Source organism: Arcticibacter sp., from assembly GCF_045629565.1.
Classification (GTDB): domain Bacteria; phylum Bacteroidota; class Bacteroidia; order Sphingobacteriales; family Sphingobacteriaceae; genus Arcticibacter.
Map to the genome: position 1 here is coordinate 1 of NZ_JAZQRL010000027.1, position 16,706 is coordinate 16,706.

Here is a 16,706-nt window from a genome sequence, read left to right on the forward strand (position 1 = left end):
CACTTAGCCTTGCGCTTTGCGTTCCCTTGTTCGTTTTGGGACTGCAAAGATGGGAACTTTTTGCAGTCCCTGCAAGTCTTTGGGGCTTTTATTTTCACCTGAAGGCACTTTTTAGCGATACTGCGGCAGCAGCACCTTTGAAATCAGAAGCTTACAAAGTGAAACGGGCGAAAACAATTTTTAGGGCATGTTTGTAAAGGGTGCCAAAAGGCAGGATAAGGTGGCCATAAGGCTACATCGTTTCTGCCTGTCCGCCAGGCTGCCTTTCTACAGGTTGGTTACCCGCATGCCTTTCTCACAGCTTATGCCTTCCTTTACTCAAGCTCCTATCCGTCCCGCCCTAAGTCCATACCAGCTCCCTACCAACTTCGCCTCTTCTTCGGATTTTCCCGAAGCTGGTACGAAACTGGTACGAAGTTGGTACGAAGTTGGTGCGTTACTGACTTAACCATGATCCGAACATGTCCCGCCCTTATATAGCTATGTCCCGCCCCGATATCGCTATGGTCATACCCGTGACCTCATCAAAGCTCTCCGTACCAAGCAGAATTTAGTGCAACTCACAACGTGTGTGAAAGAGTTAAAAACACCCATTTGGGCTAAATAGCTTCCCTATCGGGCCGACATCTGGTAATCAATTGATTATAAACATTATTATGAGAACTAAATTTGCATTAAGTATCACACAATGGTATTTTTACCCACAACAATGATACGTGCCTTCTTGTCGTCACTTCGCTCTCTAATCATCCTTGTAGTTCTCCTTGTTTCAACAACAGTATACGCAGGTAAACCTGCAAGAGCTGTTGACGGTCTCCTCGACTTAAGGAAGGAGAAATTTGACTCATCGGTTGAACTAAAGGGTCAATGGAGATTTTATTGGAAAAAACTCGTATCCCCCGAAACCAATGCGAACCCCGACAGCTCAACGCTTGTTGAGTTCCCGTTCCTTTGGCATGGATACTTTCTAAAAGGCGAAGAACTTCCTTCTTTCGGATACGCTACGTATAAGCTGACCATACTCCTACCTGAGTCCTCTTCCCCTTTAAGCATAGCCGTCCCGGATATGTACTCCGCTTACCGACTATACTTAAATCAGCATCTTGTTGCTGAAAATGGCCAAGTCGGAACTACCAAAGAAGATTTTATTCCTTACTGGCAAACGCATACCGTCAACATTCCCCCAAATGCTGATACCATCCATCTTACCTTACAGATTGCCAACTTTGAGCATAGCAAGGGCGGAATCAGTAATGATATCGAGATCGGAAAAGCCGACTTCATGGCGCTGCGGAAATTACAATTTACAGCTATAGATCTTCTCTTAACGGGATGCCTGCTGATGAGCGGGCTTTACTTTCTTGGCCTTTTCATTATGGGCAACCGAGACAAAGCCATTCTCATGTTTGCCCTTTATTCGATTGTGTTCAGTTACAGGATCCTGGGAATCGGTGACTATACGCTGCACTCTATTTTACCGGGAATTAACTGGCACATCACTATTCGACTAGAGTACATCAGCCTGTTCGCGGGGATAGGAATCTTCTCACTTTATACCTGCTACCTATATCCAGAAGCTTCGAATTTACGAATGGTGCGTTTTATATACATTCTGTGCTTTTTATTTGCCTTTGCGTCTCTGGTTCTGCCGCCGCTCTATTTTACTCAACTAATAAATCCATTTCTGTTGCTGATGGCGTTTTGCCTTGTATATGTACCTTATATATATACGAAAGCTTATCTGAAAAAATTACCAGGGTCGGTTTATGCGTTAATGAGCACTATTGCCATTGTTACTGTGTTTGGCATATCCCTGCTCTTCTACTGGGGCCTGGCTCCCAAACTACAGCTGCTCAATTTTCTGTGTTATATAGCCTTTTTCTTTTTGCAATCCCTGGTTCTGTCGCACAGAGTTTCTTTCCAATTGAAGAAAGCCCGGGTTGAAGCCGAACAAGGGCTCGTTTCCAAATCTGAGTTTCTGAGCACGATGAGTCATGAAATCAGAACTCCTTTAAATTCGGTGATAGGAATGAGCCATCTGCTGTTGAAGACCAAGCCAAGAAAAGATCAAATCGAGCATTTAGATGTGATGCTGTTCTCGGCAAACAATCTTCTTTCGATTGTGAACGACATCCTGGATTATAGCAAGATTGAGGCGGGAAAGATTTCCTTCGAAGAGATTGAAATGGACGCCCCCGCCATCGTTAAAAATATTATTATCAGTCTTCAGGCTTCAGCACAGGACAAAGGCATTGAATTGACCCTGGACTGTGATCCAGACCTGCGCCATAAATTGATCGGCGACCCCACTCGCCTTTCTCAGGTAATTACGAACCTGGTTCATAATGCCATCAAGTTTACGCATGTTGGTACCGTTCAGGTAAAAATTGGCGTAAAGGAACAGAATGAAACCAGTATGACTTTGAAGTTCCAGGTGAAAGACAGCGGTATCGGGATTTCGAAAGAAAAGCATAAGTTGATCTTTGAGCGCTTCACCCAGGCCGATTCATCAACCTCCAGAGGATTTGGAGGAACCGGGCTTGGTCTGGCTATTACAAAGAGAATTTTGGAACTGCAAAATTCCTCGCTTGAACTGAAGAGTGAAGAAGGAAAAGGATCTGAATTTTATTTCGTTCAAACATTTAGCAAGAGCTCGCTGAAGGAAACAGCTTTAATGAAAGGAACGCTTCCAAATGAAAGCCATAAACCGCTCAACGGAATTCATATCCTGCTCGTGGAAGATAATCAGATGAACGTGTTGGTTGCTCAATCGTTTCTAAAACGATGGGGAGCCACCATCGATGTTGCAGCCAACGGACTCGAGGCATTGCATAAATTAGACGAAGAAAAGCACCGCCTGATTTTAATGGACCTCCATATGCCCATCATGGACGGTTACGAAGCCACCACCAGGCTACGAAAGCGGGGTATTCAAATACCAATAATTGCACTCACCGCAAATTTGCCCAACGAAATTGACGAAAAGGTAAATGAGGTCGGTATCAACGACGTGGTAGTAAAGCCATTTCTTCCTGATGAATTATACCGTATTATACTACATCATATCAACCCATTGAATTAATACACATATTATAGTGCTCGTTATGTTTTGAAAGAAGCAAACAATTTCCACCTAAAATCTATATATTCTTATATCACATGATGAATATAAGAAATGGAGAAATTGTATACAGCGAAAGCCACAGCAACCGGAGGTCGAAACGGCCATGTCACATCTGCAGACGGAGCGCTTGACGCTGATGTGCGCCCCCCTAAGAGCATGGGTGGACCCGATGGTCATTATCTGAATCCTGAAACGATGTTCGCGGCGGGATATGCAGCCTGTTTTGACAGTGCGCTCAATCTGATCATAAGAGGCGAGAAGGTGCAAACCGGAACGACTTCAGTGACGGCGGAGGTTAGCATAGGAAAGCTTGATCAGGGAGGCTTCGGACTTTCAGTCGTGTTGGTTATCGGAATACCTGGAGTGGAAAAGTCTCTTGCTGAAGATCTTGCAAATAAGGCACATCAGGTTTGTCCTTACTCCAATGCGACTCGCGGAAATATAGAGGTTCAGCTGTCTGTTAAATAACAGCGTTACGGATTTTTCTCTCGATAACGCGAAAGATAACGCTGTTATTCAACATTTTTATTTTCCAAATTAACCCCAGGCTATCTGATGACAAGCTATTCGATTTCTGCGGCATTACGGTCTTCAGTAACCGGACCTGCCAGGGACCTTATTAGGCAATTCTTCGCTACAGGTTTGACCAAGGTGTTGAAAAACAGGGAAAACGTTCTCTTATGGTCATACAGTCAGTTCGAACTATCACCATTCCTTATTTATCAGGGTTATGTGCAAGGTAAGTATCCGTTACCTAGTACCCGACACAAAAATCAGGTCAATTGGTACGATCCGGAAGTAAGGGGTATTATACCAGTTGATCATTACAAAATCCGGAATGACCTGTTGAGAAGGTTGAAAAAGGAAAAGCGGTCTTCGGATGAAGAGAGAATTCAGATTAAGGTTAACGCCAATTTCAGAGACACCATTCTTTCATGTACCAAGCCGAGAGGCGTTAAGAATAATACATGGATAAGTAACGAGTATGTTGAAGCTGGGATTGTGCTTCACGATATGGGAATAGCACATAGTGTAGAAGCCTATCAGAATGGCATTCTTGTTGGCGGACTTGTCGGATTGTCTATAAACGGTTTTTTTGCGACGCTTAGCTTATTTCATACGGTTGATAATGCCAGTAAAATTGCATTTTGCTATCTATTGCAGAAACTTAAAGACGATGGCTTTAAGTTGCATCATTGTGGTGACGTAGATTCCTGGTTTACGCAATATGGTATGATTCCTATAGCGCGCGAGCCTTACAGAAAGGAGTTGATGCTTGCGGTTACACAGCCCGTAAGGTTTACTTCAAGCGTCCCGGCGCTTGTATTTTGAAGGTGCTTGCTTACCAATGTAGCAAGCATAAATTCGATATAAAGCCAATAAAAGTTTGGGCTCCGTTAAATGGACTGAATGTCCACTTGTTACTGTTTAGACATAGACGGGAAAAACCAAGTTTCCAATGGAATAGCTGATCCTGCTCAAAGTTAAGTCCTCCCCCAAGATTGTAATATCTCATGCCATGCTCTCTTCCGAATACACTCACTTGATCGATAAGAAACTTAGCTGGTGATTCGGAAAGATACTGTTCACGCGTTCCAATGAGATATCCCTGAATGACCCCATTAGTGAAGGTAACCATGCTTGCACAAATTGGTTCTGTACCCGAAAAAACGAAAAACAATTTAACATCGAAATCTTCTGACGCCATAAAGTCGAAGAAGTATTGTTCATTAAAAAGATATACATCGTCTGCACCTATCCGTCTCATGTTCTCCCAATATATCGAGATAAAAGTGTGGATGTCATCTGCTCCCCCTTCTTTTACATAGCATCCTTTTCGACGTAGCTTCTCAATACCTGCCCAGAGGCTTCGTCTATAGCTCTTTCGCTGTTCGTCAATGGAGATGGAAAGATCGATGGCCACCGACTTACCCTCTTTAAACTCACCACCAAGCCTCTCCAGTAGCCGTGTCTGATCGATGAATGGATGAAGTCTTGTTGTAACCGAGTGATATTCGCCATCCCGCAAAAATGTTAAAAACCCGGCATCAAAGGTTTCTAGTTCTTTAACGTCCCAGTCCTGAAAACGCTTGCTAGACACGGGGCCGGTGTAACCATAAGCCGCGCCGAGGGACTTATCGGAGAGGCCTTTCCTTCTTTTAACAAAAGGAAAGGCGATAAAGTCTCCCCCGTTTTCATAGATAAGCAGAATGGGTTCGCCACTTTTATCCAGTGAATGATAATACCAGGTATGATAAAAATCGTAGTGAAAAGAGCGATTGATTACATCTCTCCATTCGCTCTTTTGATCAATAGTTAATACATGGAGCCTATTTGATGCGGGATAAAAAAGCATGTGGTCCGTTACGTGTCCAACGTTAATTCATGACTAAGATCTACAGCAAATGTTAACTTATCAAGAACAAATAAGCCTTATTGACTATTTGGTTATTTAAGCATCACAGATTACCCATTATAAGAACGAAGTAAAAAAACATTTGGGGAAATGGATATTATTGAAGGAGTGCTTCCTCAGATTCTTTGTACAAGGAGTTTGTGCTTTTAAACTCCGGAACAATATCCTTCATTTTTCGAACTACAGCCTGATTAGTGGAGCTCCTTGAAGCCAATAATATCAATTCTTCCAATTCGTTTCGAATGTAATCGAACTCGTGATGTATTACTTTTGATATTTTGATCTTAACATTGTCCGTGGGGATATTGTGTTCTTCTTTATTGAGCAACTCTTCGTAGAGCTTTTCTCCCGGACGTAAACCGGTACATACTATTTGCACATCTTTTTCTGGTACGAGTCCTGCAAGCTTTATCATATTCACGGCCAGATCAAAGATTCTGACGGGTTTGCCCATGTCAAAGATGAATATCTCACCACCATTTCCAATAGCAGATGCCTCCAGTACGAGCTGTACAGCTTCGGGGATGGTCATGAAATAACGAGTGATATCCGGATGAGTAATTGTTATCGGGCCTCCATGTTCTATCTGGCTTTTAAAACGCGGCACCACTGATCCGTTTGATCCCAAGACATTTCCGAACCTCGTGGTGATGAATTTGGTGGTTGGTTGCCAATGACTAATTGATTGCGTGTACATTTCTGCAATTCTTTTTGAGGCACCCATAACATTCGTGGGGTTCACTGCTTTGTCTGTCGAAATCATTATAAATTTATCGACTCCGTACTCCACTGCCATATCAGCCAACATTTTCGTACCCAAAACATTCGTTATGATGGCTTCCATGGGATTAGATTCCATCATGGGAACATGCTTGCAGGCAGCTGCATGAAAAATCATTTCCGGTTGATACAAATCGAACATCTGCCTTAAACGCTTCTCATTTTGTATACTTCCCATACATACTCTGGTAAGTCCGCCCAGATAATTATCTTCTAACTCCATCTGTAGCTCATGGAGAGGGGTTTCTGCCTGATCAAATAATATGACGTATTTGGGATTGTAGGACAAAACTTGTCTTACAATTTCAGATCCGATGGAGCCGGCCGCACCGGTAACTAAGACGCGTTTCCCTCTCAATTGCTTGTATATATTGCCTTTGTTAAGGACAATGGGCTCCCTCTCAAGCAAATCCTCGATACGTAACGCCCTGAACTGATTTAAACTAAGTCTGCCATCTAGCCACTGTCTGGAGGGAGGAACAGATACTACCTTTATACCTTCTTCTATACATCGCTCTATGGCCTTATGCATGCCTTCCACATCCGGGTGATTTTCCATTACAACGAGCTTGCCTACCGAAAACTTCAATTTCAAAAGTCCTATTTGTGAAGATGCATAAACCTTTTTTCGCTCAATGGATTTGTTCACCTTATCCAGTTTGTCATCAACAAAGCCCAAAACTTTCAAGTCAGACTCAGCACCCGACTCTAAAGCATTTTTGATGAGTATAGAGGCACTATCCGAACCATAGATCAACACAACTTCCTTCCTCTGCTCCAACTGAAAGTCCTTTCTCAAAAATTCAAACAGGTGCTTTATGCTGATACGGAAAATGATCAGCAGCGATGTCGATATGAAAAAATTGAAGATGAGCGCTACATCCAGCCACTGTTCAATCAGATACAGTTTCGGCAGCACAAGCAGTTTACTCGTTGCCCCAAAAAGAGTACTCGTTATGGTGACAGCCATAAATACCCGAAATATATCGTCAGTGCTTGAGTATCGGATGATCCCTGTATGTACACGCATTGTGACGAAGACCAGAATAGCGATTAAACTATACAACCCTACATACGATATGGATGCTGAGGTGAATATCTCCTTATACTCGAACCTGTTAGCCATGAGGAACGAAACTAAAAGTGCCCACGTAACGATGAGTTGGTCTACCATCAAAATGAGCCAGCGAGAGTACGCTTTCTCTGAGAGAAACATTTTTTTCATAATCTTGTAAGATTTCGTCGTGATTACTAGAAAAGGTATAAATCCTCTCCCGGAGGTCATTGAATATGACTCCTCCTGGCGGACAGTTTATGTAGGATTGGTTATTTAAATGGATGTGAGAAGGATGTACTTCAAGGAGTACCTGTGTTATTTTCAATAGAAAGAGAAACAGCCGATCGCTGCGACGTCTACTTTGCACCCTTTAGAATACCTGATGTTTCATTGGTGCTAAACTGTTAACCTAAATGAGGTTAGTCAGGCATCGGTTAGTATCTTGAGCATTTGTTGATTAACAATGTCAACGTCAAATTTTTCCTGTGCGTATTTCCTCCCGTTTAGGCCGAACCTTAAAATGTCGTTCTTATTTTTTATAAAATGCTCCATTCTTTGTACGAGAGAATTAACATCCTTTACCGGAATCAGAAATCCATTAGGAAATTCTTTGTCATTAGACACCGTTTCACGGCATCCTACTGAGTTAGTGGTTATCACAGCCCTGCCCATGGCCATTGCTTCCAGGATACAACGGGGTACCCCTTCACCATAATATGAGGGTAAGACTACAACAGATGAATCCCTTATACACCCTCTTATGTCGTTTACCTCTCCAAGATATTCCAACACTTCACCTGCCTGTATTTTGCTAAACAGCTCTTCGTCTATGGAATCGATATTATTATCGAAAGGCCCCACCAATCTGAATCTTACATGTGGATACCGAAAGCCGATCTCTTTGGCGGCCTCATAGAATTCCCTTATGCCTTTGGCATTGATCAGCCTTGAAACCATTAGAAAACTGACGTTGCCTTCCCCTGGCTCTGAATAATCATAATGAGCCAGATCAACTCCGGATCCGTTTACAATAAACACCTGTCCGGCATACTTGTTATTAATGATCTTGAAGTTATGAAGTGTATGACGGTCGTCTGGATTTTGAAGAATAATCCGAATCTTTTCACTGTGCTTCAGTGCCTGCTTAAGAAGGTTTCTAGTGATTTTATTTACAAGCGTCTTTGTACCATTATTATCGAAATTGTTTCCTAACCCCGTTAACATAGGTGCGATACGCTTAATTCCTAAATATCTTGCCATTAAAGAGCCGTAAATAACAGGTTTGAAAGCATAAGGAAAGAATACAGCAGGCTTGACTTTTTTTAAAACGGTAAACAGACTGGAGATATACTTTATATCTGACCAGATTGAAACATTACTCGACTCTAGTTCATTTTCGTAGACCGTTACTCCCATGTTAACTAATCTGGACTTGATATCCTTATTTTGGATTTTAGGAGTAAAAACATGCACCTCATTCTGGACCATCAGCGCTTCCATTAGCTTTCCTCTGAAGTCAAGCAGTGATCGCGAAGAATCACATGCTATTAAGACCCTGTTTTTATTGTGTTCCATAATAAATATCAGACGCGAGTTAACTGTATAAGCTATTAAAGCTACCTGATATAGATAAGGCAGCTTTAATAGCAAGAAAAAATCTCAGGTTATGGTTTATAATGTAGCACCGGCGCCTTTTGAAACAACAGCAGGCACGCTGGATGCAGGTATTAGTGCAGATTTATATTCGTACGGTGGAAGCCATTTAGATTCATTTGTCGTCAGGTTATTCTTACCGGAATTTACATAAACATTTGTTGCTGCTCCGCTTATGTATCCTGCTGTATAACCATTGTATGTAGTTGTAATCGGCTTATTGCAATTGCTAAAGTAATTGTTATCGGTACGTACAGTTCCCTTTTCTAAGGCAGAAATAGAGTATCCATTATTATTCTCGTTATAATTATTGAAGTAATGAACGTGGCCGTATCTCATATCAGGTGAACGCTCGCTGATATTATAAAAATGGTTATTGTACATTGTAACACGCAGGTTGTCATAATCCGCGCTGTTCCAACCAATCAAACATGCGACATGATTATCATGAAATTTGTTCCAGGATATGGTGACATAATCTGCCTTTTTTCCTACATCTAATAGACCATCGTAATATTCCCACCCGTGATTCCTGTCAGACGACAAATCACAATGATCTACCCAGATATGGTGCGCCTTTTCTTTTATAATTATATTGGAGTACCCCACAACTTTTCTGATAGTCATATTGCGTATGATAACATTACTCTCACCATAAATCAATAAGCTCACTCCTTCAAGGGAGGATCCCCTTAATCCTGTTATCGTTTTATTAGATCTAACATTAATATACCCTGTTCCTTTTATGTTTCCGGAGACCTGAATAATAAGGGGATTATAATCGGCCACCGCTTTCTTCAAATCGCTGAAGCTAGATACTGTGACAGTCCTTCCACCTTTTCCTCCTGTTGTTTTTCCATCTACAGAGGCGTACCCTATGATAGTTGAATTACTGACCGGAGAATCAGCGCCTTCGGACGGCATGGGTAAAGCTGCAACCGTGTTTCCGATAGAATACGTGTATTTTCTTCCATTCGTCTGGGGGTTGCTGTTATCAGAAGTAGAAAAATATAACGTATTTCCCCAATGGCTGAACATCCCCTTCCCTGTATTTCTGATATTTCTATGCAAGGAATGAGCTGGACCGAGTTCCTTACCGTCTTCAAAAATTCTCAATATGGAGACATTCGGCTGAGAATCAGAATCTCCTGGCGTTTTGAAATCACGGTCTAAAGCAATAGCATATCCGCCATCCGAATAAGCTTTAGCTAAATCTAGAGCTAGTACACTTGATCCCCCGGTGGCATTAACCGCAGATATCATTGCCTTCTCTGTTGAAACCGGAGTACTGACGGACTCTTTACTGCATTGGCTGAATAGTAAAACTGCTAATAAAAGACAGCTCATTAGTAATTTGCTCTTTAAATTTAATTTGTTTTTCATTTTTCGTAAGTACATTTCTTTTAACGACTCTTTAAACGAGCGCTACGAGAAAAAGATACTTACGAAAGATTTGGTTATTTCGGCTTAGTTTTTAAGGAGTATATTAATGCTTAGGAAAGAAAAAAATAACTATAGATTAATCACTATCAATATTGTAACAAAATGCCCACATATTATAGTATATGTTTGAGAAGTAAAATTTGTTAATCGGACACTTCCCTGACATTGCCTAATCTGAAATATTATTTTTTTTCATTTTCAAACCAGTTTACTGGAAATTTAACACTTTTTAACATCTCCGAACAGCGTTTAGTGGGCATTGGCAAATGTGTCAGACTTCTTTGTTAGGATGGGAACACCACCATAAAAGCTATTGTACCATCTGATAAAGCGGCCGACGCCCTCTTCAACAGATACCTCAGGCTTATAGTGTAAACTTTGCTCCAGATTTGTGATATCGGCCCAGGTATCCGCTACATCACCATCCTGGAGAGGTAGAAATCTTTTGACGGCTATCTTTCCCAGATTTTTTTCAATCTCATTTATAAAAGTCATCAGGCTAACCGACTTCCCCCTACCGATATTGAATATTCGATAAGGCACTGAATTGCTGCATGAAAGCCCTTTGTCATCGTTATCTTGTCCCCTTCTTTTTTCTGGGTTGTCAATCACCCGAACCACTCCCTCGATAATATCATCAATAAAAGTAAAATCCCTTTTCATATCCCCGTGATTGTATACATCAATAGGCTTGCCCTCGGTAATCGCCTTTGTAAATCTGAAAAGCGCCATATCCGGCCTTCCCCAGGGGCCGTAGACCGTAAAAAACCTTAAGCCTGTTGTTGGCAGATTAAATAAATGGCTGTATGAATGAGCCATTAATTCGTTGCTTTTTTTAGAGGCCGCATATAAAGATACAGGGCTATCAACTTGATCGTTCTCTGCAAAAGGCATTTCTTTATTCAACCCGTAAACACTGGAAGAACTTGCATATACCAGATGCTTTATAGCATTAAACCTACAGCACTCTAAGACATTCAGAAATCCTTTGATATTAGATTCTACATAAGCAAATGGGTTAATCAGACTGTATCTGACTCCTGCTTGTGCCGCGAGGTTAGCTACTACATCGAAGTCGTAAACCTCAAACAAAGCTGCTAACTGCCTACTGTCGGTCAGATCCAGTTTCAAAAATTGATAATTGCCGTTGGTTTGACTTACCTGCGCTTTTCCATATTCAATCTGATTTTTCGATATGCCATGCTCGAGAAGCCTTCCATATTTCAGGTCGACGTCGTAATAATCATTTATGTTGTCTATTCCGACAACTTCATCACCACGATCAAGCAATCGTTTAACTAAATGAAACCCAATAAATCCGGCAGAGCCCGTTACTAAAACTCTCATATTATTTTATGTTATCTGAACTTATGCATGATGAGTCGTTGCAAAATATTTAGCTGCATCAGCCTTTAGCTGTTCGTTAAAGGTTGGTGTGCCATACCTCCAAAGAAAAAATACAAAAGAGAATTTTAGCCCTTTTTTCGTCAGATATCTTTACCTTTCTATCGACTAGCTTTTCAACAAACGACCTGCTGATAAACTCCGGATATAAAGCCCCTGGCGAGCGCAAATATGAATGTACTATGTCCTTTAGTTCATTATCCATCCAACCCTTTAATGGCACTTCAAATCCCCGCTTTGGCTGATTTATGAGACTTTTTGGCAAGTATTTCTTCGCCAGGTCACGAAGAAGGCTCTTTGTTCTTATATTTCTGATCTTAAAGTCGTCGCAAATGGAAGGGGCAAATTCTAATATGTCCTTAGAAAGAAAAGGACTCCTCCCTTCAAGAGAATGGGCCATCGTTGCAATGTCCATCTTCGGAAGCAGCCCGCTAAATAATATAGTTTGAAAATCCATTAATAACAGCTTCTTCAGCGACGAAATGGGAAGACCTGTGATACGTAAAAGATCAGTACTGATATCAGATAGCGGTGGCCTTCTAATAAATTCTGATTCAAAACCTACCATCATATCAGATGAGGCTGAACTATACATCTGCAACGAGTTCTTAAAGCTGCCGAATTTCAAAAGCCTGTACAGATAATTGTAGTTGCTCATTTTCTCATTGGCAAGCGGCAACAGCTGCAATAACCCATTTGACAATCCCCTGCTTAAATCACTTCTATTAAAGAAATTAATATGTTTAAATGGTACGTACCTCCTGTATCCACCGAACAGTTCGTCGGCGCCATCGCCGTTCAGGACAACAGTAATATGTTTTTTTGCCGCCTTTGCAACGTAATAACTAGGAATTGCTGAATTATCACAATAGGGTTCTCCGTAATTAATCAGGATAGATTCAATATCGTTCCTGAGATCCGAGAAAGAGATATCGACAACGGTATGGTTAGTATTATATTTTTCGGATACCTCCCGGGCCAGGCACGACTCATCATAAGCGCCCTCCATTCTCACGGTAAAGGTTTTTAACCTGGAAGAGTATCCTGAGGCAATTGCAGTGACCAGGCCACTGTCGATTCCTCCACTTAAAAAAGAGCCCACGTCCAGATCAGAACTATAAATTCGCCTTTTTATGCCTAACTGTAGTCGCTCATCTACCCCCCTAATAGCATCCTGATAAGACAAGTGGTTTTCATTTTTATAATAATCAGAGATATCGAACCATTTAGTAACAGAGCTTTCAAATGTCTGGGTGTCGATTTTTAAATAGCTTCCGTTCTCTACTTCGGTTATGTCTTTGTAAGGCGTTGATTTTCTGTAATGGTAGCCCAGATATAGGTAATCTGCAATGGAATTATAGTCGATCTGGGGTCTTAAAACTTTATAGATGGTCTTCAGTTCAGAAGAAAAGGCCAGGGTATCAAGTCTTTTATAAAGATATAACGGTTTTTTTCCGGCCCTGTCCCTGGCTAAATATAATTGCCGATGGACAGAATCGTACAAAGCAAAAGCAAACATACCATCGAATTCATCGAGCATCTTCATCCCAAGAATTTCAAACAAGAGAAGAATAGTTAAAGTATCAGAATGCGAGAAGGCCTGAAGTCCGTACTTGGCTCTAAGCTCATTATGATTATATATTTCGCCATTGAATACAATATATAAGCCGTTGTGACACATAGGCTGCGCTCCCATAGGGCTTAAGTCCTGAATGGCAAGACGGGTATGAAACATTTGCAGATTGTCAATCTCCAATTTATTCTGTTCATCCGGACCACGATGGTACAATCCGTTTAGAATTAGATGGCTGTCTGTAGTCTGGTGATTTAGGGTACCGAATATTCCGCACATTTTCTGGCTGTTATGAAGGTATTATTTCCATTTTTGGTAGTGTTTTCAGAGACAGCTGCTTGTTGATGACCTTTAGCCATTGATCCATGACTATGGATTCTGCGAAATTATCTTTAACAAAGTTTCTGCCGCGGGTGCCAAAGAGCTCACGCTCTTCGGCATCCATGCGCATCACCTCTGACATTTTCCTCGCTAATTCATCAACGTTTCCCTGCTGAAAACTAAGACCGGATTTAGCTGACTCAATCAAACTTTTTACGCCACCTACATCGGGGCCAATAACAATTTTTTTGTTGGCCATTGCTTCAAGGATTGCATTAGGCATGCTCTCAGTAAAAGACGAGACAACAAAGGCATCTGCATGATAGAGACAACTTCCAGTGTCAGATCTGAAACCGAGTAACTGAACCTTATCTTCGATATGCAGGTCCTGCAACATCTGGAGAGGCCAGGTTTGATTAAATAAATGGCCAACAACAATAAGCCTGAAATCTCGGTCTTTGATAATTGAAACGGCCTTAAATAACGTAGGGTAATCTTTTTCGCTCCGAAAATGAGCAACGCAGATCCATTCGAAGACATCGTCCTTAACTCGCTCCGATTGCTCTGTAAAGGAAGGTATCGTAATCGCATTGTTTATGACGACGCCGCCTTTTTTCACAAGTGAAAGCTGCTCAAAGCGCAGTCTTGATGATTCGGCATTGAAGACCACCACATCATCCAAAACCAGCGATAACTTAAATGGGACGTACCACTTGCCAGGAATTTCTGCAGCCCTTATCGAAGAAATGAGCTTAAACTTAAATCTGAGCTTCAACAGCCTTGCGAAGATTATTCCAATAAACATAAACGCGATTGTTATGTCAGGATTAAATGCTTTCACCTTTTGATTAAGCTCCTTCAGGTTAGAAAAAGGATTGGCTTTCCAGCTTTTTAAATAGAAAACTTTAATGTCGGCAGCCGTTAGATCGATGGTATAATCGTTTTGCGGTAACAAGGAAATAATGGCAATATCAAAACCTGCCGACTTAAGAAACGACGCCAGTTTAACCATCTGGGTCTCTGCTCCCGCTTTGCTCAGTGCAGGAGTTACGAATAAAATTCTTTTGCTCATCTATAACGGGTAATGAAAATTAAATCACATGACTGCTTCTGGTAAGAGCTTATTATCATAAACTTTCAACCACTGTTTAAGTACAAGTAGTTTCCAAATTTGAGGATAGCGGTTCCACTTTCCCGTCATATGTTCATTGATGATTTCGAGCGTTCTTCTAACGTTAATTCCGGGAATAGATTTTAACTCGCGTTCTGAAAGGTTATCCAATACATATTCTTTTAGTTCGTCTCTAAACCATTCTTTAAAGGGCATAGTAAAGCCTGCCTTGGGCCGATTGAACATTTGAGCAGGTACGTATTCAAATAATATTTCCTTCAATATTCGCTTTTGTGTGGTTCCGGTATATTTATATTTAGTAGGCAAATTGCGGCTGAACTCCATTACCCGGTAGTCCATAAGAGGTGATCTGGATTCCAGGGAAAATGCCATTGAAGCCCTGTCGACCTTGGTATTGATATCCTCATTCAAGTAAGTTTTAATATCAAAATCCGAAAGGTTTTCCAGCAGATTTTTTTGTTTATTAGTCAATATATCACGGAACGAATTTTCTAAACCCAAGTCGGGCTCTAATACCCAGGAGTTTTCCATTCCCCCAAACATCTTCACATACAACACCTCTATATCTTTCAAGGAAATACCCATCCCGATGAGCTTATGAACATAGTTGGGTGAAAGATTGATACAAGCTGCAAAAAACCGACGGGCGGACAGTGGTAACCCGAAGATTGGGGAGATATTATTAAACCATTTATATCGGGTATATCCGATGAAGCCCTCGTCTCCCCCGTCGCCACTCAATGCAACTGTCACGTGATCTTTTGTATACTTACTTAATAACAAGGAAGGAATAGCACTGGAGTCTGCAAAGGGCTCGTCGTAATACCGCGAAAAATTCTCGATAAGATTGATGCCCATATCGTAATTACATTCGATGGTATGATGTTCAGTACCGAGATGAGAGGCAACCATCGATGCATATTTACTTTCGTCAAAGTCCTTTTCATTGAATTTAATGGAAAAGGTCATTACATTATTCGTCATTTGTGAAGCCAAAGCAGCTATTAATGAAGAATCTATACCGCCGGAAAGAAAGATACCCAAAGGCACATCAGCGTTCATCCTGATTTTAACAGCATCTGTAAGAAGATCCTTAAGCTCCGTCTTTGCATCATTGAAACTTCCCTGAAATTTATTAGTCCAGGAGTAGTCCAGGTCCCAATATTTTTGGGTTTCAAGAACCCCCGTAGTGCAATGAAATTTAAACGAGTGGCCAGCCGGGAGCTTTTTAACCTCCTTCCAGATAGAACGTGGTTCGGGAACATACCCCCAGATTAAATATTCACGTATAGCCTGCTGATCCACAGTAACATCATTGCGGAGCGCTATTTGGGACGGTTGACTTGCAAATTCGAACTCGGTTTCGTTGTGGCAATAATAAAACGGCTTTTTCCCCAGTCTGTCCCTGGCACCAAACAGAACGCGTTCCCGCGAGTCGTAAATAGTGAATGCAAACATTCCATTGAACTTCTGTACACAGGAACTCCCGTATTCCAGATATGCGGCACAGATAACTTCGGTATCGGAAGTGGTGTAAAAAGAATATCCTTTCTTCTTGAGTTCTGCTTTTATATCAAGGAAATTATATATTTCGCCATTAAATACAATTAGCAGATGCTTATAGGAAAATGGTTGATTAGATCGGGGGTCAAGATCTATTATCGCTAAACGATTATGGCCAAGAACGACGTCATCGGTATAGCAGATTGCCGAAAAATCCGGTCCCCTAAAACTTGCTTTATTAAGTTTTTCCCTGATGACATCTTCACCATACTTAATGGTAGAACCATATATACCACACAT

Annotated in this window: 13 protein-coding genes; 5 read left to right on the forward strand and 8 right to left on the reverse strand. The window is 41.3% G+C overall.

Going from position 1 to position 16,706, the window contains the following annotated elements; translation table 11 throughout:
- The 5 genes from ACKI5J_RS02665 to ACKI5J_RS02685 form a co-directional block, all read left to right on the forward strand.
- Positions 1-197: hypothetical protein (locus ACKI5J_RS02665; protein WP_407426236.1), on the forward strand; the 197-nt coding region annotated here is incomplete at its 5' end.
- Positions 188-448, forward strand: a complete 261-nt coding sequence (locus ACKI5J_RS02670; RefSeq protein ID WP_407426238.1) for a hypothetical protein — start codon at positions 188-190, stop codon at positions 446-448. The genes ACKI5J_RS02665 and ACKI5J_RS02670, both read left to right, overlap by 10 nt.
- Before the next feature lie 261 nt (positions 449-709).
- Complete coding sequence (locus tag ACKI5J_RS02675) at positions 710-3,082, forward strand: ATP-binding protein (RefSeq protein ID WP_407426240.1); 2,373 nt, start codon at positions 710-712, stop codon at positions 3,080-3,082.
- Between the two features lie 93 nt (positions 3,083-3,175).
- Positions 3,176-3,592 (forward strand): organic hydroperoxide resistance protein, encoded by a 417-nt coding sequence (locus ACKI5J_RS02680; RefSeq protein WP_407426242.1) that lies wholly within the window; start codon positions 3,176-3,178, stop codon positions 3,590-3,592.
- Between the two features lie 87 nt (positions 3,593-3,679).
- Positions 3,680-4,456: a leucyl/phenylalanyl-tRNA--protein transferase gene (locus ACKI5J_RS02685; RefSeq protein WP_407426244.1), complete on the forward strand. Its 777-nt coding sequence runs from the start codon at positions 3,680-3,682 to the stop codon at positions 4,454-4,456.
- Positions 4,457-4,466: 10 nt separating this feature from the next.
- On the opposite strand, the gene ACKI5J_RS02690 is transcribed toward ACKI5J_RS02685, so the two are convergent.
- The 8 genes from ACKI5J_RS02690 to asnB (ACKI5J_RS02725) form a co-directional block, all read right to left on the reverse strand.
- Complete coding sequence (locus ACKI5J_RS02690; RefSeq protein ID WP_407426246.1) at positions 4,467-5,480, reverse strand: GNAT family N-acetyltransferase; 1,014 nt, start codon at positions 5,478-5,480, stop codon at positions 4,467-4,469.
- Between the two features lie 157 nt (positions 5,481-5,637).
- Positions 5,638-7,545, reverse strand: a complete 1,908-nt coding sequence (locus ACKI5J_RS02695) for a polysaccharide biosynthesis protein (protein WP_407426248.1) — start codon at positions 7,543-7,545, stop codon at positions 5,638-5,640.
- A gap of 255 nt (positions 7,546-7,800) precedes the next feature.
- Positions 7,801-8,952, reverse strand: a complete 1,152-nt coding sequence (locus ACKI5J_RS02700; RefSeq protein WP_407426250.1) for a glycosyltransferase family 4 protein — start codon at positions 8,950-8,952, stop codon at positions 7,801-7,803.
- Positions 8,953-9,048: 96 nt separating this feature from the next.
- Positions 9,049-10,293 carry a polysaccharide lyase family 1 protein gene (locus ACKI5J_RS02705; protein WP_407426252.1) on the reverse strand — a complete coding sequence of 415 codons (1,245 nt, stop codon included), beginning with the start codon at positions 10,291-10,293 and terminating at the stop codon, positions 9,049-9,051.
- 429 nt (positions 10,294-10,722) lie between these two features.
- Entirely contained in the window at positions 10,723-11,820 is a 1,098-nt protein-coding gene (locus ACKI5J_RS02710) for an NAD-dependent epimerase (protein WP_407426254.1), read from the reverse strand.
- Between the two features lie 76 nt (positions 11,821-11,896).
- Positions 11,897-13,729: an asparagine synthase (glutamine-hydrolyzing) gene (gene asnB / locus ACKI5J_RS02715; RefSeq protein ID WP_407426256.1), complete on the reverse strand. Its 1,833-nt coding sequence runs from the start codon at positions 13,727-13,729 to the stop codon at positions 11,897-11,899.
- Positions 13,730-13,739: 10 nt separating this feature from the next.
- Positions 13,740-14,843: a glycosyltransferase family 4 protein gene (locus ACKI5J_RS02720; RefSeq protein WP_407426257.1), complete on the reverse strand. Its 1,104-nt coding sequence runs from the start codon at positions 14,841-14,843 to the stop codon at positions 13,740-13,742.
- Between the two features lie 24 nt (positions 14,844-14,867).
- The gene (gene asnB, locus ACKI5J_RS02725; protein WP_407426259.1) at positions 14,868-16,706 is read right to left on the reverse strand and encodes an asparagine synthase (glutamine-hydrolyzing); all 1,839 of its coding nucleotides are present in this window, start codon (positions 16,704-16,706) and stop codon (positions 14,868-14,870) included.

Bases quoted from the DNA above. Each gene is read 5' to 3' on its own strand.
- ACKI5J_RS02670 (WP_407426238.1), top strand. From the start codon at position 188: ATGTTTGTAAAGGGTGCCAAAAGGCAGGATAAGGTGGCCATAAGGCTA.
- ACKI5J_RS02675 (WP_407426240.1), top strand. From the start codon at position 710: ATGATACGTGCCTTCTTGTCGTCACTTCGCTCTCTAATCATCCTTGTA.
- ACKI5J_RS02680 (WP_407426242.1), top strand. From the start codon at position 3,176: ATGGAGAAATTGTATACAGCGAAAGCCACAGCAACCGGAGGTCGAAAC.
- ACKI5J_RS02685 (WP_407426244.1), top strand. From the start codon at position 3,680: ATGACAAGCTATTCGATTTCTGCGGCATTACGGTCTTCAGTAACCGGA.
- ACKI5J_RS02690 (WP_407426246.1), bottom strand. From the start codon at position 5,480: ATGCTTTTTTATCCCGCATCAAATAGGCTCCATGTATTAACTATTGAT.
- ACKI5J_RS02695 (WP_407426248.1), bottom strand. From the start codon at position 7,545: ATGAAAAAAATGTTTCTCTCAGAGAAAGCGTACTCTCGCTGGCTCATT.
- ACKI5J_RS02700 (WP_407426250.1), bottom strand. From the start codon at position 8,952: ATGGAACACAATAAAAACAGGGTCTTAATAGCATGTGATTCTTCGCGA.
- ACKI5J_RS02705 (WP_407426252.1), bottom strand. From the start codon at position 10,293: ATGATATCTGCGGTTAATGCCACCGGGGGATCAAGTGTACTAGCTCTA.
- ACKI5J_RS02710 (WP_407426254.1), bottom strand. From the start codon at position 11,820: ATGAGAGTTTTAGTAACGGGCTCTGCCGGATTTATTGGGTTTCATTTA.
- asnB (WP_407426256.1), bottom strand. From the start codon at position 13,729: ATGTGCGGAATATTCGGTACCCTAAATCACCAGACTACAGACAGCCAT.
- ACKI5J_RS02720 (WP_407426257.1), bottom strand. From the start codon at position 14,843: ATGAGCAAAAGAATTTTATTCGTAACTCCTGCACTGAGCAAAGCGGGA.
- asnB (WP_407426259.1), bottom strand. From the start codon at position 16,706: ATGTGTGGTATATATGGTTCTACCATTAAGTATGGTGAAGATGTCATC.